Here is a 19,314-nt window from a genome sequence, read left to right on the forward strand (position 1 = left end):
GGGATGTATAGCGACTGAGTGAAGGGTTTGAACAGCTAACCACATTCAGCACGATCCGCAGTGCGCCAGTCCTCGACAATCAGCTGCTGAGTCTTTGGTGCGCGCGGATAGCTGATCCATCCGTGATATGGCCCAACTTTAAAGATTCAACGATACCTGAAGTTTAATAAAACATAACAGATCATGGTTGCTGTCAGGCCGACCAATATGTACTCGACGCGGGGTAGGAATATAACCAAACCACCTAGAGAAAACACGATCAAGGTGTTTTGTAGTATGTATTTCCTTATTTTAGGTACCGCTATGAAGTAGCCATATTGCTTACCTAAGAAAAATAAGGCCATGCCGATGATTGACGTAATCTGGAAATCGCGCATCGCAATGTCATTCAGAATCGCATGCCTGATCAAATTTGCGAGAAGTGCTAGCCCCATAAATAGAAAAAGGTGCGAGTAGATTAAGGAGTGTCCACTCATACTACTTTCATTTTTGCTCAGCAGGTAAAAGCTATCAAAATAGATCCACCAGATACTGCAAATCATGATAAATCCGGTGATTGCCGCCATCACATTATAACGATCCCATTGAATGTCAGATAACCCTCCAGAAAGGCTAATTACCGACTCGCCCAATAAGATAAGGGTGAGTAAACCTAGTCGTTCAACCAAGTGTTCTGTATGTGCGGGCAATGGCTTTAGCTTACCCCAAGAAAATAAAGGGAGCAGAATGTCAAGAAAAATCCCAATGTAAGCGACAAGGTAACGCATAGGTGGGTCAAAAAGAATGGATGAAAGACTAATCACTGCGCTAACTAACAGGGCGAAGCCAAGCCTGGAGGAGAATTCGCTACGGTGATCAAACTTATTTATGGACGAAATGTACATAATACTGATGATGGCACGTATACCAAAATAGCAGGCAATAACAAGCGCATAGTTTACTTCCAATTCTTCCCCAATCCGTGCAGACAGCACAATGAGCAGCAACATTAAAAATAATGTTGCCAAACGGTGAAGGTTACTGTCTGTATCAAACCTATTTGAGTAAATCGTGTGGCTGGACCAGATCCACCATAATGGAACAAAAAGCAGTAAAAATGTCCATAATTGCTCCTGTTCAAAGTGGCCGTGATGAAGATGTCCGAGAGTATGCGTAACCTTGCCAATTGCCACAACAAAAATCAGGTCAAAAAACAACTCTAACCATGTGGCGTGTCGATTTTTTTCATAATACTTCAAAGATTTCATTCGCTGCTGGCTCCGTGTGCACCTCTTTAATGTAGAAGGAAACTAACGGATAAGCGAACGGGTGGACGGGTATAGGCGTCAACCTTGGGGGCGGTCGCAAAAACTGAGTGCAACACCTGACCTAGTCCACCACCACGTCTGTTAGTACGGTCAATACAGAATCCAGCGTGCCATCGGGCCGATAGCAACATTTCGCACGGGCGGACCTTAGCGGGCAACTGGGCTGCTGTTCCGCCAACCATTCATTCAGCGCCTCGACCAGGACACGGGCCTCGACTATGGAATCTTCCGAGCTGTCAAAAATTAACATCGCCATTTTTTATGTCCTCGGTTCGCTGGGCTGATATTTTCGTGCCGCTGCTTTATGAGCGATGCTTATCGTTGGCAGCACCGTGGATTCTTCAATCTCCCGTATTGAAATATTATCGAACGCACACCTGGTGCGCTGCGCAATGGGGCACGTTCGCCCTCGGCTACGGTGTGGGTGATGCCAAGCGATTTCACTATCTAGCGATTTCGTCAACTCACTAACGAAAGCTCAATCATCTGACTCATCTCGGTGAACTCTGGAGCCCCGTCATAGCGAAGCCCGTCAATGTAAAACGCTGGGGTGCCATTCACGCCGCTCCGTACGCCGCCATTAAAATCGGATTTTATTTTGGGTAAGTAGGTACCGTCTTGCATGGCAAGATAGAGTTCTTCGTCGGAGAGGCCATGTTTTAGAGCGATGGCCCGAAACAGCGGCAGGCCCAATCGATCCTGATTTTCATACAATTCGTCGTGCGCCTCCCAGAAGAATCCTCGACTCCCGGCAAACTCAGCGGTGACAGCTGCAGCCATCGCATGCGGGTGAGCAGTGGTCAGTGGAAAATTACGGAACACGAACAGCAAATCATCGCGAAAATGCTGTTGCAGATTCTTGACTATCCAATACGCTTCAGCGCAATAGGGACATTGATAGTCGCCAAATTCCACCAGTGTGACCTTGGCATGCGCACTTCCCTGGCGATGGTCGCTGGCACTTACCGGGACTTTGAGAGTGGCCATGGGATCACCTGTTAATTTTAGGTTGGCGTGCTTTGTGATGAATTCGCCAGAGCATCCAGCGCATCCAGAATGCCGTCCGCCCCCGGATTGATTGCCATCGGGGAGACGTAGCTCCAGGCGACCACCCCCTCCTTGTCAATCACGAACAGCGCCCGCTTACAAACCCCCAGGTGGGACTCGTAGGCTCCATACTGCCGCGCCACAGCCCCTTTGGGCTCGAAATCGGCCAGCAGGCTGAAGTGAAAACTCCGATCTTTGGCAAAGGCCTGATGACACCAGGCGCTGTCAACTGAGATACCCAGTAGCGTCGCACCGTATTCTCTGAATGTGGGTAGCAACTGGTTGTACAAAGTCAGTTGGTCGCCACAAACCGAAGTCCAGTCTGCGGGATAAAACGCCAGTATCACGGGATTTCCCTTTAGCTCGCGTAGCGACAACTGCTGATCAGGGGTTGCGTACAGAGTGAAGTCGGGCGCGACAGTGCCGGCCGGCAGCGGCCCCTGAACCAGGTCGCCATTCGTTTCTTTCGCATCATCCAATTCTGAAGTGTGCATGGCTTGAGCCCTTATAGATGGGCGGTTGGGGTCTGCTCAGCGGGATACGACTTGCCCGGGGGGATAACTCCATCCACCGCCAAGTGATTTATAAATGGCGACGATGCCTCGATACACCTCGTTTGAGGCCTGAGCCTGAGTGTCTTCGGTTGCGAGACGTTCACTATCCGCATCAAGAAGCACGAGGAGATCCGCCGTGCCTTCGCGGTATTGGATTGAGGCCAGGTTGGCAGCGGAAAGGCTGGATTCGCTCTGACGCACCATTGACTATAGTCGTTGTTGGCGCTTGCCGTAATCGCTGAACGCGTTCTCCGTTTCCTCCAATGCCGGCAAGACCTCGCGCGCTCGTTCTTTTGCTGTCATTTTCGGCGGCTTTTTTATCCGATGGTTTTGGTGCGAACCGCAATCATGTCCTTGCTGATCGATTCGCCCCTGCGAATTCCGACATCGAAGCGTTGCTCGATCACGCTGGTGATTCCATAGCCTCATTTGCTGATGAGTTGGTGGTTTACGACTGGCGGTATTTTTGAGCACAAATTTATCAGACGTCGTTCGTCGGTATCCTGGGTCGCCCATAGCGTGTTTTGATGAGATCCGACTATCGTTATTGGATGGCGTCGTCTGCCGAGACTGCCATTCCCTCCAACGTAATCGTCTTCCTGAGCAATCTCAGCGTATTGCGGATCTCATGCCCCTGTTGCTTGAGCATCGTTTACGGGGCCGTAGATCCATCTGAATGAGTCCGTGTTATCCATCTTTGGAGACAACTCATCATGGCTACTCTCTGTGAAATATGTAATGCGAGACCCGCTGTAGCGCGAGTGACCGTATCGCAAAATGGCCAAGCCAGGACAATGTCCATTTGCGACCACGATTACCGTCAACTCTTACGCCATCAAAGCATGTTGAATCCATTCGACTCTCTGCTGGGCGGGGGTGTGTCCCGCTTTTTCGACAGCATGGGCGGAGCAAAGGATCAAGCGGGTGATGACTTCAGGCTCTCTGCGCAAGTGCCTCGAGAATCTGTCGATGCAACCGATGCATTCAGTTCCCAGACGCTGGAAATCCTGCAACGCGCGGGTGAGAAAGCCCATGAGCTCAACCGTAGTGAGCTCGATACTGAGCATTTGTTGTATGTGCTTGCGGATACCGATGTTGGTACCGCGTTGCTCAAGGAGCTGAAGCTTTCTCCGGACGAGATCAAAGGCTACATTGATCAGCATGCTCAGAGGGGCACAGCGGAGGCCCAGGCCGCAGTGGATCAGATGAGCATTTCGCCACGTTTAAAGAAAGTTTTCAATTTTGCGTTCCAGGCCTCTCGTGATTTAGGACATTCGTACGTTGGCCCAGAGCATTTGTTGATCGGGCTTGCCTCTGTACCAGAAAGTATTGCCGGGACATTGCTTAAAAAATACGGCGTAACGCCTGAAGCCTTGCGGCAGAAGGTGGTAAAGGTGGTGGGTAAGGGGGCTGAGGATGGGCGAGTCGACACCCCGACGGGAACACCGACACTCGACAAGTTCGGTCGCGACCTGACGTCACTGGCTCGTGAGGGCAAACTGGATCCCGTACTGGGGCGCGCGCAGGAAATCGAAAATACCATCGAGGTGCTGGCGCGGCGCAGAAAGAACAATCCGGTTCTTATCGGCGAACCTGGCGTCGGTAAAACAGCCATCGTTGAAGGGCTTGCACAACGAATAGTAAAGGGCGATGTCCCTGAGATTCTGCGTGGCAGACGGCTGGTTGAAATCAATCTGAACTCAATGGTTGCGGGCTCTAAATATCGTGGTGAATTCGAGGAGCGAGCCAAGCAACTACTTGATGAAGTCGCCGCAAAAAGCTCGGAGCTTATTCTGTTCATCGACGAGTTGCATACGATCGTTGGCGCGGGGCAGGGTGGTGAGGAGGGCGGCCTGGATATTGCCAACGTACTTAAACCCGCATTGGCACGCGGGGAGCTTAGTTTGATCGGTGCGACGACACTCAATGAGTATCAAAAGCACATCGAAAAAGACGCAGCGCTTGAACGACGTTTTCAGCCTGTGCTGATAGCCGAGCCCACCGTCGAACAGACCATCATTATCCTGCGTGGGCTGCGCGATAAGCTTGAGGCTCACCATCAGGTCACATTCGCCGATGAAGCATTTGTGGCGGCAGCAGAGCTGTCGGATCGTTACATCACCTCGCGCTTTTTGCCGGATAAAGCCATTGACCTGATCGATCAGGCAGCCGCCCGCGTTCGAATCAGTTCCTCCTCAAGGCCGGCTGGCATCCAGGAGCTGGAAGCCGAAATCACGCAACTTAAACGTGAACAGGATTATGCATCCTCTCGTAAACGTTTTGATGAATCCAAAGGCTTCGAAGAACGCATTGGTCAAAAACAAGCGCAACTGGGAGAGGAAACAGAAGCCTGGGAGCGCAAGACAGGTTCCGAAACCCTTGAGGTGACCCTGGAGTCAATTGCCGAGGTGCTGTCCCGTCTCACCGGTATTCCTGTGACCGAGCTTACGCAGGAAGAGCGTCAAAAATTGTTGAATATGGAAGACACTTTGCGTGATCGGCTGGTCGGTCAGGAAGCTGCTGTTCTCGCGGTCAGCGATGCCGTTCGTTTGTCTCGAGCCGGACTTGGCCAAGCCAACAGACCTATTGCCACGTTCCTCTTTCTTGGCCCTACGGGCGTTGGCAAAACTGAACTTGCCAAAGCGTTGGCGGAAACGGTGTTTGGTGACGAGCAATCGATCATTCGTATTGATATGTCGGAGTACATGGAGCGTCACGCGGTTGCTCGGTTAATCGGTGCGCCACCCGGTTATGTGGGGTACGACGAAGGCGGTCAGCTGACCGAGCGTGTCCGCCGCAAGCCCTACAGTGTGATTCTGCTCGACGAGATCGAGAAGGCGCATCCCGATGTGAGCAACGTATTGCTGCAGGTATTCGACGATGGGCGTCTCACGGACGGCAAGGGACGTGTCGTGGACTTCAGCAATACGATCATCATTGCCACCAGCAACTTGGGCTCTCCCATTATCATGGAGAATCTTGAGCGCCCAGAAGATGAACGCCTCACGGATAAAGCGTTACGCGATGAATTGATGGGCGTCTTGAAAGGGCATTTTCGTCCCGAGTTCCTGAACCGTATTGATGACATCATCGTGTTCCATGCCCTTACCCGCGACAACATCCGATCGATTGTGAGCATTCAGCTTGATCGGGTCATTCGAACCGCAGCTGCACAGAACATCACAGTGAAAATTGATGGCTCACTCATCGATCATCTGGCGGATGTTGGTTATCAGCCTGAGTTTGGCGCGCGCGAGTTGAAACGTCAGATTCGCCAGGCCGTCGAAACGCGGCTTGCGAAGGAAATGCTCGCTGGCAAGCTGCAAGCCGGCGACAGTGTTGAGTTGGGTTACGACAAGGAGCGTAGCGAAGTGGTCTTCAATAAGGTGGAGGTGGATGCGCCAAAGACCTCCGGAAAGAGTAGTCCGCCAGACCAGCCAGATGATCTGGCACCTACTGCGGAGACTGGGACTTAGCCCCAGCACACTCACGTAACCTGGGAGCAGGCCTGTTGATCACGACGTGCAGTGGTGTACTGGATCCTCTAATGCCTGGACGAGCCCGGCAGACTGAAGACGCAAGTGTGGAGGGTTATCGTGTCAAAGCCTGATTCTGAAGGGCGTGAGCGCAACTCGACGCTGAAAAATTTCAGACTTCAGTGGGCGCTGATGAATGCTTACGAACGTTTCGAACAATTGGTTGTTCTTGCGCTCAGTCTCATCATCGCGTCTGTGATTTTGATGGCGCTACTGCAGCTCTGTCGCAGGGTTGTGCCGTTGGTGATCGGTGGTGCGATTGACCCTCTAGATCACGATGTTTTCCAGGCCCTCTTTGGCTCAATCTTCACCGTGCTGATAGCCCTGGAGTTTAAGCATTCGATTGTGCGCCCGGCCCTACGACGCAACAGCATCGTTCAGGTTCGCACAGTGCTGTTGATCGCCTTGCTGGCGCTCAGCCGGAAGTTCGTTATTCTCGATTCTGCCGCTACTCCTGCGCTCACCATTGCCGCACTAGGATTTGCCACCCTGGTGCTCGGCATCGTCTGCTGGCTCTTACGGGAGCGTGATAAGGATGAATAGCTACGAGGGCTTCGCAATGCCAACAATTTTCCACCGAGAGAACCCATCAATGGGCGGTGGGGTCGAGGCACCCTGCGCGTAGCGAGTGTGCCGACGGATCCGCAATGGGGGATGCGCCGAGAGATGATGAGTCAAAGCTTCACGACGCGGGTTGATCAGCTTTGGACGGTGTACTGCAGGTGATTCGAGTTTCACCACGGTGGGGAAGAGGAAAAACTGAATTATCTTAAATTATGGCTCAGCAATAATTATTGCTGAGCCATAATTTCTCAGCTCAAAAAAGCCACTGTCTGGCCATCGAAGCAACACGTCGTCAGCAAAATGGGCAGGACAGTCCCGCAGTTGCTGCAACGTCGAATTGCAGATAACGTTGGGTCATGAATGAACCTCATATCCACAACTTCACGTCTGCGAACCGCGTTGAAAGCGAGACCGCGCCGGCGCTTGTTGAACAGATGTACGCTCATCTTCCGTATCCCGAGTGCTCGAGCTTCTGGCAGCTGACATGAGTGCGCATCCGGAGCGCATTCAGCCCGTAGATGCGCGTTTGGTCGATCGCATCATTGCGCTAGTCGGTCAGGTAGATGTTGACCTCAATTCACCGCTTTCAGCACAAGACGAGTAATCAGGGCCGCGAACCAAGCCCCTCAGGTGCGGTATGGCCGAGGTATCATCAAGAGCGTTTCCAACCAGTCGACGCCTGCTCTTCATCGTCTCCTAGCAAGACCGGGAAGTTTCGGATCCTTCCAGTAGCTTGGTTAAGCCAGCCGGCTTTCTTGAGCCACGACCGCTAAGCTGAATGACACAACCTAGACGCTCCAAACACGCGGCTGCGATGCCTGAGCAGAGTTAAAATCGAGAAGGGTTCGACTTGATTTCACAGCGTTAAATCCAGCGACACTTTAACTCGATCCATTGCCACAAAAGTCTTGAATCGTCGGACGTTCCCGCCCTCGAAGAATAATTCGCGAGTGAGCTTTTCGTATTCTTTCATGTCCTTGACGGCGATTATCAAAATGAAGTCGACGTCTCCAGTGACGTAATAGCACTGCTGGACTTGAGGGCACTCAAGAAAACGCTGTCGGATAGCGTCCAGCTTCTCAATTACTTCGCTCTCCACCGACACGTTGACTACAACCGTCGTGTTAACGCCGACCAGCTCCGGCGCCAAGATACTTCGATCAGCCATGATCACGCCCGATTTCCGAAGGCGCTGCAACCGCTTCGCGACGGCGGGAAGGGAGAGGTTCACACGCTCGGCTAGCTCTCTCATCGCCAACTGATTATTGCCTTGGACAAGCTCAAGTAATCGCAAATCGAACGCGTCCATCTGCGGAGCCTTCTCACGCATACCTACCTCCAACTGGGAGAAAATTTCTCTTATAGACCCAGAAAAGCGAGACCATTTATGACCATGGTGAGCATATATTCTCCACATGCCCCATGCAACGAAGGTGTCTTCCAAAATGCGATACAACAAGAATGAGCATTCACGGACTCACGCAGCAGGCGCTGCGCTGAAGCCATTTACCCCTGCCAGCCTCGACCAAGTTCGTAGTCATCTTCAGTGCATCGACTACAAGGTCACCCCCCTGTTCAGCCTTCCTGAACTTGCCGCAGAACGTGGCGTCGGAGCCATCTTTGTAAAAGATGAAAGCCAGCGTTCGACTCTGAAAAGTTTCAAGGCCTTGGGCGGCGCTCACGCCGTTGTTCGGGTGGTCTTGCAGGAGGCGAGTAAAGGTCTGGGCAGGACTGTTGAACCTGACGAGATCCTGACTCCAGAAGTGCAAAAGGTTGCAGCTTCTCTCACCATCACATGCGCTACCGATGGCAACCATGGCCGATCCGTCGCTGCAGCCGCAAAAGTTGTCGGTTGCCGCTCCGTGATCTACGTCCACGCTGGCGTGAGCGAGAGCAGAGCTGCTGCAATTGCAGCGCTGGGCGCTGAGGTCGAGCGTGTCGCTGGAAGCTATGACGACTCTGTGGCTTATGCCTCCGAGGCGGCCAGTCAAAACCAGTGGATTGTCGTGTCCGATACCTCATGGCCAGGTTACGAAGAAATTCCTACCTGGGTGATGCAAGGGTATCTCGTCATGGCGGACGAGGTCGTCCAGCAAGTGGAAACCAGCGGTCGCAGTTTGACCCACGTATTCCTCCAGGCAGGTGTTGGAGGCTTTGCCGCTGCGTTGGCGGCGTATTTCACCTCGGTGTACGGCGACCTGGCCCCTCAGATCATCGTGGTGGAGCCTGAGAAAGCCGCGTGCATTTATGAAAGCGCGGTCAAAGGCGAAGCCACCAAAATTGATCATGGTGAAGCAACTGTGATGGCAATGCTGGAATGCTACGAGCCGTCGATGGTTGCCTGGCGCATCCTTCAAGAGACCGCCACTGCCTTCGTGACGATCTCTGATGAAGAAGCTCTCTATGCGATGGCTGCGTTGGCCCGCGATCAGTCTTCCGACCCTGTTATTGAAGGGGGCGAAAGCGGCGCAGCCTCACTTGGTGGGTTGCTCGTGGCGCTCGAAGATCCTGAGATCAAGCAGTCTCTACGTCTGAACAAAGACTCTGTCGCCCTGGTGATCAACACTGAAGGGGCAACCGACCCTGAGCTGTACGCTCAACTTCTGGCCCAGGCCAAGGCACTGCCATGAACTTCCCACAGGTCAACGGTCATCGTCTGCTAAGACGAATTCAGGAACTCGGTCAAATTGGTTGTCTACCGGGCGGAGGCGGGACTCGCCTCGCATTGACCGATGAAGACAAGCAAGGTCGCGACCTTATTGTTGGCTGGTTTGCCGAAGCAGGTGCCTCTGTATACGTCGATAAGATTGGCAATATCTACGGTGTACTTGGTGGATCAGTTGACACCCCACCGATCATGACAGGCTCGCACATCGATACCGTCTCAAGGGCCGGTTTCCTAGACGGTTGCTACGGCGTCATCGCGGGTGTCGAACTGCTTCAAGCCATCGGTGAATCAGGCCTGACGCCCGATAAGCCGATCGCAGTTACTGTCTTCAGCAACGAGGAAGGCGTCAGGTTCTCTCCTGATCTTCTAGGCTCGCGCGTCATAGCAAAAGACATTGCGCTGGACGAAGCCCTGGCCGTCGAAACGCGGGACGGAAAGTCTTTCCAGAGCGAACTCCAGCGAATTGGTTATGCGGGCGAAATCGAACCCTGGAAGTTCATCCCTGAAAGTTTTTTGGAGCTTCACATTGAGCAAGGCCCAGTGCTAGAGGCCACCGAAACGCAGGTAGGTGTTGTGGAAGCTCTTCAGGGGCATTCATGGTGGCAGGTCGAGATTGTGGGTTGCGCTAATCACGCTGGCACAACGCCAATGCATTTGCGTAAAGACGCTGGCGTTGCAGCTATGCAATTGGCCTGCAGACTTCAGGAGTACTCCGCCCTGGATCACCTTCCTAACGTGACGACGGTGGGAACATTCGCCCTTGAACCAAACGCCGTCAATGTCGTTCCGGGCAAGGCTAAATTCACGATTGATTTCCGAGACTCTGATGATGGGCAGCTTCGGAAGGCTGATGCACTGCTTCAGTCTGAGGTGATGAAGCTTCAGGAGCAGGGCTTCGAGGTAAAACTGCAGACCCTCTCAAAGGCAATGTCGGTCAAATTTGATGAAGGTTTGTGCTCCTTACTTCAAGGCGTCACCGAATCCATCGGTGCGTCGAACAGGCGAATAGTGTCTGGCGCAAGTCACGATGCTCAGATGATCTCCAGGGCCTGTCCCTCCGCCATGTTGTTTGTACAAAGCAGCAAAGGGATTAGTCACAATCCGAAGGAAAACACTCCTGACGACGACCTCGTCCTCGGTGCCCAGATTCTGGCTAACGCAATGTGGACGCTCGCTACATCTAAGTCCTGATCCATACATAAGAAAGAACCGTTGGAGATACAGACATGAACATCGCTTTTTCTAGTGAAGAGTTTGCTAACCGTGTGTCCCGCGTTCAAGCGGAAATGAGCGTGCATAAGCTCGATGCATTGCTCGTCACCTCTCCACCCAACTTCCGCTACTTCAGTGGCTTTGACAGCCAGTTCTGGGAAAGTCCTACTCGGCCATGGTTCTTTATTATTCCTGCTGAGGGGGACTGCATTGCAGTCGTTCCTGAAATCGGAGCACCGTTGCTGCAAGGTTCCTGGATCGGAAAAACTTTGAGCTGGCCAGCGCCACGTCCATCGGATGAAGGTGTTACGTTGCTCAGCGATACTCTGCTTTCTCTCCCTCGCCGTCATGGCCGCATCGGGATGGAGATGGGCCGCGAGTCCGTGATCCGCATGCCCGTGAACGATTTGTTCTTGCTCAAAGACAAGTTGGGCAGCGTTGATCTGGTGGATGGATCGCCTTGCATTTGGAACGTACGGGCAATCAAATCATCAGGTGAGGTCGAGTACATCCGTCAATCTTGCACCATCGTGAGCGATGCATTCGACAAGCTCCCGGCGCACGCTCGCTGCGGTCAAACTGAGCTGGCCATCAGCAGAGCGTTGTCCGTGGACATTATCGCCGGTGGTGCACACGCGCTTCCATTTATGGCTGCAGCTTCCGGCCCTGGCGGCTATGAGCAAATCATTTCCCGCCCAAGCGACCGGGTGATCGAAAACGGAGATGTCCTCATCATTGACGTTGGTGCGACAGTCAATGGTTACTTCTGCGATTTCGACCGAAATTTCGGTTTCGGTAAAGTTGACGACGATGCATTACGTGCCAACGAAGCAATTTGGGACGCCACCGAAGCGGCTTTCGCTATCTCTCGACCTGGCACCAAAGTCTCGGAGCTCTGGAAAGCCATGATGGGTGTGCTGGAACCAGCAGGTATGCTTCGCAACAATGTGGGTCGACTGGGCCATGGCCTCGGTCTGCAACTGACCGAGCCACCATCCCACATGCCAACGGACGACACTGTGCTGCGCGAAGGCATGGTCATTACCATTGAACCAGGCATGGAGTACGCGCCTGGCAAGATGCTCGTTCATGAGGAAAACATCCACATCACCAGCTCTGGCCCAGAAATTCTGACTCGCCGGGCGCCGCGTGAAATGGTGATCATCAACAACTAAAGCTACTGATGTTCGATCCCTCGCACGGTTTTCCCAAAGCGGTGCGCCTTTGGTTATCCCAGCTAGTGGATGGGCTGGGATCCAACTAGTGAGTTGTAAAGTGCCTGTCCCACATCCACGACATGTGGGTTCAGGCACATCTCGAATTAATTACTACCTCGCCCCGCTTGTTAGAAATGCTTCTTAGCAATAGAAGTCCATGTGTCTGAGACATACAAAGGAACAACAATGACAATGCCTCTTGTTTCAATTGAAGATGTGCCGATTCAGAAGTTTCATCAACGTCTTACTATTAGTGCCGCTGGCGGGATTTTTGTAGACGGCTATGTACTTAGTGTTATCGGAGTCATCATTCTTCATGCTACTACTGTTCTACAATTAAGTGATTTTTGGCAAGGTATGATCGCTGCATCTAGCCTGATCGGCATCTTCGCTGGCGGATTAATCGGTGGGTGGCTCACCAGTAGTTTAGGTCGCAAGCGCTTGTTTTACGCAAGCCCTTTAATTTTCCTGGTCGCGTCTATCGGCCAGTTCTACGCTGACAGCGCCGCTATGTTGTTCTTTTGGCGAATCATAATTGGCATCGGTGTCGGTATTGAGTATCCCGCAGCCACAGCGATGCTCGCTGAGTTTCTTCCTCGCAAAAATCGTGGCCCTCGGTTGGCCGCGCTTTCTACATGTTGGTTTGCAGGAGCTGCAGCAGCCTACATATTCGGTGAAATCATTCTTCGCACTGGCGGCGATGAGGCTTGGCGATTGGTGCTAGCCAGCGGTGCAGTACTTGGTGGGGCGTTGTTTGCCATGCGTCTTGGTACGCCTGAATCTTTACGTTGGTTGCTGAGTAAAGGAAGAAAGGAAGAGGCCGCCGTCCTGGTCAAAAAAATTTACGGTAGCGATTTCAGTATCGCCAATATTGGCGAAGACACCAATACGATACGCCTTCCGTTGAAAAGCATCCTTTCGGCGGGGTATGGCAAGCGCATGTTCTTTGTAGTGACCTTCTGGACGTGTGCAATGCTACCGGTCTTTGCGGTCTACGCGTTCGCCCCTAAAGTCCTATCGGCTCTGAAGCTGGATGACGATGCAGGCTCGATTGGATCCATCGCTATCACATTGTTCTTTGTTGTCGGGTGCGTAGTTGCCACAAAGCTGATCAATACGCTGGGACGTAGAAACGTAATGATCTACAGCTTTCTGCTCGCGGGCATATCTCTGATGGGCCTTGCAGGATTTCAGTCCAGCTCAAGTTACTTGGTGATTCTGTTTTTCTCGTGCTACGCCCTTTTCATTGGTGGTGCTCAGGTGCTGACCTTTGTTTACCCCAACGAGATATTTCCCACGGAAATTCGCTCCTTCGCCGTAGGTGTAGGCACATCGTTTTCCAGGATCGGCGCCGCCATTGGCACCTATCTCGTTCCAGTGTCACTCAATTCCCTTGGGGTTTCGATCACGATGCTGGTGGCCGCCGGTATCACCTTCATCGGCCTGATTGTGGCAATACTTCTTGCCCCTGAAACTAGATCCTTGAATCTTCACGAGGCCAGTGCCCTGGCATAGTCGATAGGTAACAGATAAATGAAAATCAGGGACGCTTTAAGCGTCCCTTTTATTTTCGGTATTCATAATCGACTTACTATTCGGCCGCTCCGTATGAATGGCGCAACTCTAGCTTGACTCTATAGTCTCCGCGCCCCTCTCCATAAATATCCGACCGTTGATACAGGATGCTTCGATAAAATTTCTCTCCAAGTAGCCATTTTAAGAGACCATTTCTAACGTCGTAAAGACTATATTCTCACTTAAGGAGGGTGACGGCAGATAAACTCGAGGTTAAGCACTCCTAATCTGGCCAACAAAATTAAACCATCTTGAGTGAATCCGGGAAGACACAAGGGCAGCAAGATCAGTAGCGATACAGGATTCTGATGTCGGCCAGCGCACGAAAAGATATCCACGTTTCTCCCATATAGGGGCGACTACAAAAATAAGAAAAGACGTTCGACTTTAAGCTTCATCAGCTGAAAATATCGGTGCACTAGTCCGTTGTTGCATGCTGGAGCTTTTTTGAATGACTGCCGCTTAAATTACTCGGAGCCAATCATGGATTTCAAAAGAACGAGCACGACACTAAGGTGTTTCTTACCCCCCAAGATAAAGCACGAGGAAGATGTGTTGGTGCGCGGTGCTCACAGCGAAGCCTAATAGCCCATTTCATTCTGGATAATATCATGCGTATCTCAAAAGTCTTCAACGCCATACTTTTAAGTGGACTGTGTGCAGTTGCTATCAATGCAAGCGCTCAAGAGATCCCTACACTCCAAAATGGAGTACTCACTATTGGCTCGGATCTCACCTGGGCTCCTTTCGATTACTATGACAAGAATGTTCCGGCCGGGTTTGACGCCGAACTGATGGCCAAAATTTCCAAAGGCCTCGGACTCACCCCGCGTATTGACGACACCCGTTTTGCCAACCTCGTGATTGGTCTTTCCGGCAAGAAATTTGATGTCGTTGCTTCCGCGCTATATATCACTCCAGCACGTGCGAAACAGATTGATTATGTGCCATACCTGAAAACAGGTGGCTCGTTGATGACCCTCAAGGGAAGCGAATTCCGTCCGGAAACTGTAAATGATCTCTGTGGAAAAAAAGTAGCTTCGTTAAAAGGCGCTGCCTGGGTTCCAACCTTGACAAAGCTTTCCAGTGAACATTGCACTCCTTCTGGCAAAGGCGCGATTGGCGTTCAGGAATATGAATCGTCTCCAATGGCAGCCCAAGCTTTATTGTCCAAAGCGGCTGATGTTCAATTTGAAGACGCTGCGGTAGCTCAAATGCTAATCAAACAGACCAAAGGTAGATTGGAGATTACATCCAAGACCATTATTGAACCTGTTGTCATTGGCTTGGGTGTGGAAAAAGGCAACACAGTACTAGCGGCGGCGCTAACTGAGCAGCTTGATCGCCTCAAACAAAATGGCGAATACCAAGCAATGCTTACTGCCTATAATTTGCAGGAACCAACTAAGGATGACATTGCCGCTGCATATAGCGGCAAATAATACTCGAATATAACAAGATAGGGTGGCCCGCCTGGGCTGCCCGTGGGAGTTAAATATGTCTTTCGATTGGAGTTACATACTTAGTCTGTTCGCCGAGCCCGCATTTTGGAATGCTACATGGACAGTTATCGAGCTGAGTGTCACCACCTGGCTACTCGGTATCGTCGCTGGTTTCATCTTGGCGCTCGGTAAACAGTCTTCGAATAAAGTCCTGAGCAGCATCGCAGGTTCGTACATCTGGTTCTTCCGAAGCCTCCCCCTGCTGGTGCTGTTGGTTTTTATCTTCAACATACCCCAAGTCTTTCCTACCACCAGCGCATGGCTAGGGAACCCGTTTGTGGCAGGCTTGGTTGCTCTGGTTCTGAGTGAAGCGGCGTACATCGCCGAGATCCATCGCGGTGGGCTTCTGTCTGTTGCACGCGGCCAAGTGGAAGCGGGCAAGGCCCTTGGGGTTCGATACGTCGGTATCCAGCGATTGATTGTCGTCCCTCAGGCTTTTCGGATCGCCTTACCAACATTGATCAACGAATACGTCACCATCGTAAAGCTGACTTCGCTGGTTTCGGTCATATCACTCGCTGAAATCCTTCTGGTGGGCGAGCGACTGTATACCCAGAACTTTCTGATACTGGAGACTTTGACAGCGGTAGCCTGCTTCTACGTTCTGATCGTTACGGTATTTGGCTTCTTGCTAAAGGCCCTTGAGCGGAAGCTCGATATCTCTCGTCGTCAACCTGGCGTGACCAAATACTCGGAATCAGATATCAAGCACGTGAACAATTCCAAGGCGCTCAAACTTGAACAGAAGGGTGAGTATGCTTTAGAGCTAGTGGAGGGTCGGAAGTCCTATGGTTCACATGAAGTCATTAAAGGCGTTTCACTAAAAGTGAAATGGGGTGAGGTAATTTCCATCATCGGCCCATCCGGTTCTGGTAAAACTACCTTGATACGTTGCCTCAATGGCCTAGAGCAACTGAACAAAGGATCCGTGCTGTTACAGGGCGAACCATTTTTGACTGGAAGTGAGAATGCTCGTGGCAAAAAAGGTCAAGAAAATCCAAATCGCATCGTTCACGTAGGAATGGTTTTTCAGGGCTTCAACCTCATTGCACATCGCACAGTCCTGGACAATGTGATGATGGCACCGCTCTACCACCATCATGACACCCGCGAAGCAACCAAGCAATTAAGCCTCGCAATGCTTGCCAAGGTGGGACTTGCTGAGCACGCAAACAAGTATCCTCACCAGTTGTCTGGTGGTCAGCAACAACGTGTAGCCATTGCTCGCGCCTTGGCGATGAAACCAGCGGTCATGCTGTTTGATGAGCCGACTTCAGCCCTTGATCCGGAACTGGTAAACGAGGTGTTGAAGGTCATCACTCAGTTGGCAGAAGAAGGGATGACCATGGTGATCGTTACACACGAGATGAATTTCGCATTCAATGTTTCTGACCGCGTCGTCTACATGGAAAGCGGAGAAATTATCCATGATGCTCCGCCGAAGGTTTTGCTGAAGGGAACGGATTCAAAGCGCCTTCAAAAATTCATGGAGTCGGTGAAAATTGCCGCCTGAGGCCATCTGTAGCACTGGCTTGATGATTTGACAAGAGAGCTCGCTTAGCGGGCTCTTTTAACTAAGCAGAGAGCACATTTCAATCCCGCCGAAGAACCGCATTTCCAGCTGGTTCTAGGGCGAAGGTGAACAAGGTTCACGAGGCCGGCATTGCTAACGGCGGGGCGGATGAAGGAACGTTTGGTATCCGGGGGGCATACGCCGATGACTTCTATGTCACCTTTCTGCGCGATCCCATAGGGAACAAAGTCGCCATTTTCTTCGAAGGGTGACCAGCAATGACATTTCGGTACATCGGGAAGCATTGAGCCATAATCCGACTTACAGTTTTTGGTGTATTGTTAGTTGACTAACTACCTAGAGAACGACCATGTCTAAGCTCGCAGAATTTCGCGAACTCGAAAAACACCTTGCTGAACAGCTTCAAGCCTTGGAAGCGCTGAAGGCTGGCAGGTCACCGATTTTTTAACACCCAATGGTTGGAGTATCAAAAAATCGGTGGGTACTGCAGGCCTTCCATAGACGTACGTATGACAACAACCTGTGACGCACAGGAAAACCATCAAAACAACTTGTTACTCGCCTTTCAATTGCGCCTTCCAGGTTGCTGGTGCACCCAACTCAGAATCGACTAATTGATTATCGAAAAGGCTGCGTTCACTCACGGCACTGGCGGAACGATCGGTAATGGAGAACACAAAGATCCCGACAAATGCGACGACCATAGAAAACAGCGCTGGATATTCGTACGGGAACCAAGCTTGTTGATGATGGAGTATCTTGACCCATACCGTTGGACTGAGTACGCATAGGGTGATTGCAGATACAAGGCCCAGCGATCCCCCAATCACGGCACCGCGCGTCGTCAAACCTTTCCAGTAGATCGACAACAACAGGACTGGAAAATTGGAACTTGCCGCGATGGAGAAGGTTAGGCTTACAATAAACGCAATATTTTGCTTCTCAAATGCAATCGCTAAAAGAATCGATAGCACCCCCATAACAATGGTTGTTACACGCGATATGCGCATTTCATCACGGTCGCTGGCTGTGCCGCGGCATAACGCATGAGCATAGAGGTCATGAGAAACCGCAGAAGAACCTGCCAGGGTTAGCCCAGCCACTACCGCCAGTATCGTCGAGAACGATACCGCGCACATAAAACCTAGGAAGACGTTACCGCCAACGTTCTGCGCGAGGTGAATTGCAACCATGTTAACGCCGCCCAAAATCCCACCTGATGCATCGTGATAGGCAGGGTTGCTGGCAACCAGGGCAATGGTACCGAAGCCGATGATAACGATCAGCGCATAGCCTATGCCGACCAGACCAGTGGCATAAAGAATACTTTGGCGCGCCGCTTTAACGTTACCGACGGTGAAGAACCGCATGAGGATATGTGGGAGACCTGCCGTGCCGAAGACCAGTGCCAATCCTAATGAAATGGCAGACACCGGATCTGTAATCAAGCCTCCTGGGCTCATGATTGCGATATGGGATGGATGCACTTCGGTAGCTTGAGTGAACAGTTGATTCAAGCTGAATCCGAACTGGGACAACACCATAAAGGCCATGAAGACGCAGCCGGTGAGCAGTAACACCGCCTTGATAATCTGAATCCAGGTGGTCGCTAGCATCCCACCAAAGAATACATAGATAACCATCAGCGTACCCACGAGAAGCACCGCCGCGGTGTAGTCGAAGCCGAATAGCAATTCAACCAGTTTTCCAGCGCCTACCAGTTGGGAAACCAGATAAAGCAACACGATCACAATAGAACTGGAGGCCGAAAATGCTCGTATAGGTCGTTGTTTCAACCGATATGACAGTACGTCCGCCAGGGTGTAGCGCCCCAGGTTTCGCAATGGCTCCGCAATCAGAAACAAAATAATCGGCCAGCTTGCAAGGAAGCCGATGGAGTAGATCAGTCCATCAAAACCACTGGTAAAAACCAATGCGGAAATGCCCAGTAAAGACGCCGCTGACATATAGTCGCCGGCGATGGCCCAACCATTCTGGAAGCCGGTGATTTTTCCTCCTGCAGCATAGTGATCCGCAACGCTATTGTTTTTACGTGCCGCCCATCGCGTGACAAACAAAGTGAAAATAACGAATGCTAAAAACATGCCGATGGCAATGGGGTTGTGCTTGTGTACTGCGGCAGGGACGTCGGCTGCGTATACCGCGACCGAACCAAGGATGGCCGAGATTGCAATAATTAGATGCTTCATTTGTCGAAGCTCCTGATGATTGTTTTTATTTTAGGGTCGTAGCAGGTGTTCGTGCGCCATACATAGACAGCCACGATAAGAATCGTGAAAGCGAGCATGCCGAAGCCAATAGGCACACCCCAAGTCATCGGCTGCCCTACGGTGATAGGTGTGCCTAAGCTGGCAGGTATAAATGCCAGTGATAGAATAAAACCGAAATACACCGCCAGCATAAGAGCCGTCATGCTCCACGAAAATATTCGTCGCTGTTTTACCAAAGCACGAAACTGTGGGTTTTCGAGAATCGGATTGCTAATCGTGTCATCAACCTGGTCAACGGATACGACCGGGCCACCATCTTGTGGATATGCATGTTCCATGATTATCTCCTGCGAAGGCATTTCTGGCT

Annotated in this window: 17 protein-coding genes and 3 pseudogenes; 13 read left to right on the top strand and 7 right to left on the bottom strand. The window is 51.5% G+C overall.

Annotated elements, in window-relative coordinates; translation table 11 throughout:
* Positions 1–146: 146 nt before the first annotated feature.
* The 4 genes and pseudogenes from PMA3_RS14560 to PMA3_RS30790 form a co-directional block, all read right to left on the bottom strand.
* A complete protein-coding gene (locus tag PMA3_RS14560; RefSeq protein ID WP_064677809.1) occupies positions 147–1,247 on the bottom strand; it encodes a low temperature requirement protein A in 1,101 nt (366 codons plus the stop codon).
* 519 nt (positions 1,248–1,766) lie between these two features.
* Positions 1,767–2,294 (bottom strand): DsbA family protein, encoded by a 528-nt coding sequence (locus PMA3_RS14570; RefSeq protein WP_064677811.1) that lies wholly within the window; start codon positions 2,292–2,294, stop codon positions 1,767–1,769.
* A 17-nt stretch (positions 2,295–2,311) separates the two neighbouring features.
* Entirely contained in the window at positions 2,312–2,848 is a 537-nt protein-coding gene (locus tag PMA3_RS14575) for a redoxin domain-containing protein (RefSeq protein WP_064677812.1), read from the bottom strand.
* A 36-nt stretch (positions 2,849–2,884) separates the two neighbouring features.
* Positions 2,885–3,190, bottom strand: a pseudogene (locus PMA3_RS30790) (TolC family protein); the annotation flags it as partial.
* On the opposite strand from PMA3_RS30790, the gene PMA3_RS33620 reads away from it, so the two are divergent.
* The 5 genes and pseudogenes from PMA3_RS33620 to PMA3_RS30800 all read left to right on the top strand — a co-directional run bounded on the left by PMA3_RS33620 (position 3,172) and on the right by PMA3_RS30800 (position 7,612).
* Entirely contained in the window at positions 3,172–3,378 is a 207-nt protein-coding gene (locus PMA3_RS33620) for a hypothetical protein (protein ID WP_162493639.1), read from the top strand. The pseudogene PMA3_RS30790 and the gene PMA3_RS33620 overlap by 19 nt on opposite strands.
* A gap of 240 nt (positions 3,379–3,618) precedes the next feature.
* Positions 3,619–6,384, top strand: coding sequence for an ATP-dependent Clp protease ATP-binding subunit (locus PMA3_RS14580; RefSeq protein ID WP_420848694.1), 2,766 nt, complete (start codon positions 3,619–3,621; stop codon positions 6,382–6,384).
* A gap of 192 nt (positions 6,385–6,576) precedes the next feature.
* Positions 6,577–6,987, top strand: a complete 411-nt coding sequence (locus tag PMA3_RS14585) for a phosphate-starvation-inducible PsiE family protein (protein ID WP_064680710.1) — start codon at positions 6,577–6,579, stop codon at positions 6,985–6,987.
* Between the two features lie 39 nt (positions 6,988–7,026).
* Positions 7,027–7,170: pseudogene (locus PMA3_RS30795) on the top strand (DUF4113 domain-containing protein); the annotation flags it as partial.
* Positions 7,171–7,468: 298 nt separating this feature from the next.
* On the top strand, positions 7,469–7,612 hold the full coding sequence (locus tag PMA3_RS30800; protein WP_257784586.1) for a type II toxin-antitoxin system PrlF family antitoxin: 144 nt from the start codon (positions 7,469–7,471) through the stop codon (positions 7,610–7,612).
* A 252-nt stretch (positions 7,613–7,864) separates the two neighbouring features.
* On the opposite strand, the gene PMA3_RS14590 is transcribed toward PMA3_RS30800, so the two are convergent.
* Positions 7,865–8,338: an Lrp/AsnC family transcriptional regulator gene (locus PMA3_RS14590; RefSeq protein WP_064677814.1), complete on the bottom strand. Its 474-nt coding sequence runs from the start codon at positions 8,336–8,338 to the stop codon at positions 7,865–7,867.
* 115 nt (positions 8,339–8,453) lie between these two features.
* Between PMA3_RS14590 and PMA3_RS14595 the strand changes: the two genes are divergently transcribed.
* From PMA3_RS14595 to PMA3_RS31850, 8 genes and pseudogenes are all read left to right on the top strand, one after another.
* Entirely contained in the window at positions 8,454–9,638 is a 1,185-nt protein-coding gene (locus tag PMA3_RS14595; protein WP_082930334.1) for a diaminopropionate ammonia-lyase, read from the top strand.
* Complete coding sequence (locus PMA3_RS14600) at positions 9,635–10,867, top strand: Zn-dependent hydrolase (RefSeq protein WP_064677815.1); 1,233 nt, start codon at positions 9,635–9,637, stop codon at positions 10,865–10,867. The genes PMA3_RS14595 and PMA3_RS14600 overlap by 4 nt, the downstream gene beginning before the upstream one ends.
* 35 nt (positions 10,868–10,902) lie before the next feature.
* Positions 10,903–12,063 (top strand): M24 family metallopeptidase, encoded by a 1,161-nt coding sequence (locus PMA3_RS14605; protein WP_064677816.1) that lies wholly within the window; start codon positions 10,903–10,905, stop codon positions 12,061–12,063.
* Between the two features lie 228 nt (positions 12,064–12,291).
* Entirely contained in the window at positions 12,292–13,620 is a 1,329-nt protein-coding gene (locus PMA3_RS14610; RefSeq protein ID WP_064677817.1) for an MFS transporter, read from the top strand.
* Positions 13,621–14,291: 671 nt separating this feature from the next.
* Complete coding sequence (locus PMA3_RS14615) at positions 14,292–15,122, top strand: transporter substrate-binding domain-containing protein (RefSeq protein WP_064677818.1); 831 nt, start codon at positions 14,292–14,294, stop codon at positions 15,120–15,122.
* A 55-nt stretch (positions 15,123–15,177) separates the two neighbouring features.
* Positions 15,178–16,695 (top strand): amino acid ABC transporter permease/ATP-binding protein, encoded by a 1,518-nt coding sequence (locus tag PMA3_RS14620; RefSeq protein WP_064677819.1) that lies wholly within the window; start codon positions 15,178–15,180, stop codon positions 16,693–16,695.
* Positions 16,696–16,820: 125 nt separating this feature from the next.
* Positions 16,821–16,967: a VOC family protein gene (locus tag PMA3_RS32675; RefSeq protein ID WP_161491146.1), complete on the top strand. Its 147-nt coding sequence runs from the start codon at positions 16,821–16,823 to the stop codon at positions 16,965–16,967.
* A gap of 98 nt (positions 16,968–17,065) precedes the next feature.
* Positions 17,066–17,140 (top strand): annotated as a pseudogene (locus tag PMA3_RS31850) (transcriptional regulator); the annotation flags it as partial.
* Positions 17,141–17,270: 130 nt separating this feature from the next.
* Here PMA3_RS31850 and PMA3_RS14625 read toward each other — a convergent pair.
* Together PMA3_RS14625 and PMA3_RS14630 are read right to left on the bottom strand one after the other, a co-directional pair.
* Entirely contained in the window at positions 17,271–18,926 is a 1,656-nt protein-coding gene (locus PMA3_RS14625; protein WP_064677820.1) for a cation acetate symporter, read from the bottom strand.
* The gene (locus PMA3_RS14630; RefSeq protein WP_064677821.1) at positions 18,923–19,285 is read right to left on the bottom strand and encodes a DUF485 domain-containing protein; all 363 of its coding nucleotides are present in this window, start codon (positions 19,283–19,285) and stop codon (positions 18,923–18,925) included. Before PMA3_RS14630 ends, PMA3_RS14625 begins: the two co-directional genes overlap by 4 nt.
* Positions 19,286–19,314 lie beyond the last annotated feature (29 nt).

This window comes from Pseudomonas silesiensis, from assembly GCF_001661075.1.
GTDB lineage: Bacteria > Pseudomonadota > Gammaproteobacteria > Pseudomonadales > Pseudomonadaceae > Aquipseudomonas > Aquipseudomonas silesiensis.

Bases quoted from the DNA above. Each gene is read 5' to 3' on its own strand.
- PMA3_RS14630 (WP_064677821.1), bottom strand. From the start codon at position 19,285: ATGGAACATGCATATCCACAAGATGGTGGCCCGGTCGTATCCGTTGAC.
- PMA3_RS14615 (WP_064677818.1), top strand. From the start codon at position 14,292: ATGCGTATCTCAAAAGTCTTCAACGCCATACTTTTAAGTGGACTGTGT.
- PMA3_RS14610 (WP_064677817.1), top strand. From the start codon at position 12,292: ATGACAATGCCTCTTGTTTCAATTGAAGATGTGCCGATTCAGAAGTTT.
- PMA3_RS14595 (WP_082930334.1), top strand. From the start codon at position 8,454: ATGCGATACAACAAGAATGAGCATTCACGGACTCACGCAGCAGGCGCT.
- PMA3_RS14625 (WP_064677820.1), bottom strand. From the start codon at position 18,926: ATGAAGCATCTAATTATTGCAATCTCGGCCATCCTTGGTTCGGTCGCG.
- PMA3_RS14600 (WP_064677815.1), top strand. From the start codon at position 9,635: ATGAACTTCCCACAGGTCAACGGTCATCGTCTGCTAAGACGAATTCAG.
- PMA3_RS14590 (WP_064677814.1), bottom strand. From the start codon at position 8,338: ATGCGTGAGAAGGCTCCGCAGATGGACGCGTTCGATTTGCGATTACTT.
- PMA3_RS14560 (WP_064677809.1), bottom strand. From the start codon at position 1,247: ATGAAATCTTTGAAGTATTATGAAAAAAATCGACACGCCACATGGTTA.
- PMA3_RS14575 (WP_064677812.1), bottom strand. From the start codon at position 2,848: ATGCACACTTCAGAATTGGATGATGCGAAAGAAACGAATGGCGACCTG.
- PMA3_RS14585 (WP_064680710.1), top strand. From the start codon at position 6,577: ATGAATGCTTACGAACGTTTCGAACAATTGGTTGTTCTTGCGCTCAGT.
- PMA3_RS14620 (WP_064677819.1), top strand. From the start codon at position 15,178: ATGTCTTTCGATTGGAGTTACATACTTAGTCTGTTCGCCGAGCCCGCA.
- PMA3_RS33620 (WP_162493639.1), top strand. From the start codon at position 3,172: ATGCCGGCAAGACCTCGCGCGCTCGTTCTTTTGCTGTCATTTTCGGCG.
- PMA3_RS14605 (WP_064677816.1), top strand. From the start codon at position 10,903: ATGAACATCGCTTTTTCTAGTGAAGAGTTTGCTAACCGTGTGTCCCGC.
- PMA3_RS14570 (WP_064677811.1), bottom strand. From the start codon at position 2,294: ATGGCCACTCTCAAAGTCCCGGTAAGTGCCAGCGACCATCGCCAGGGA.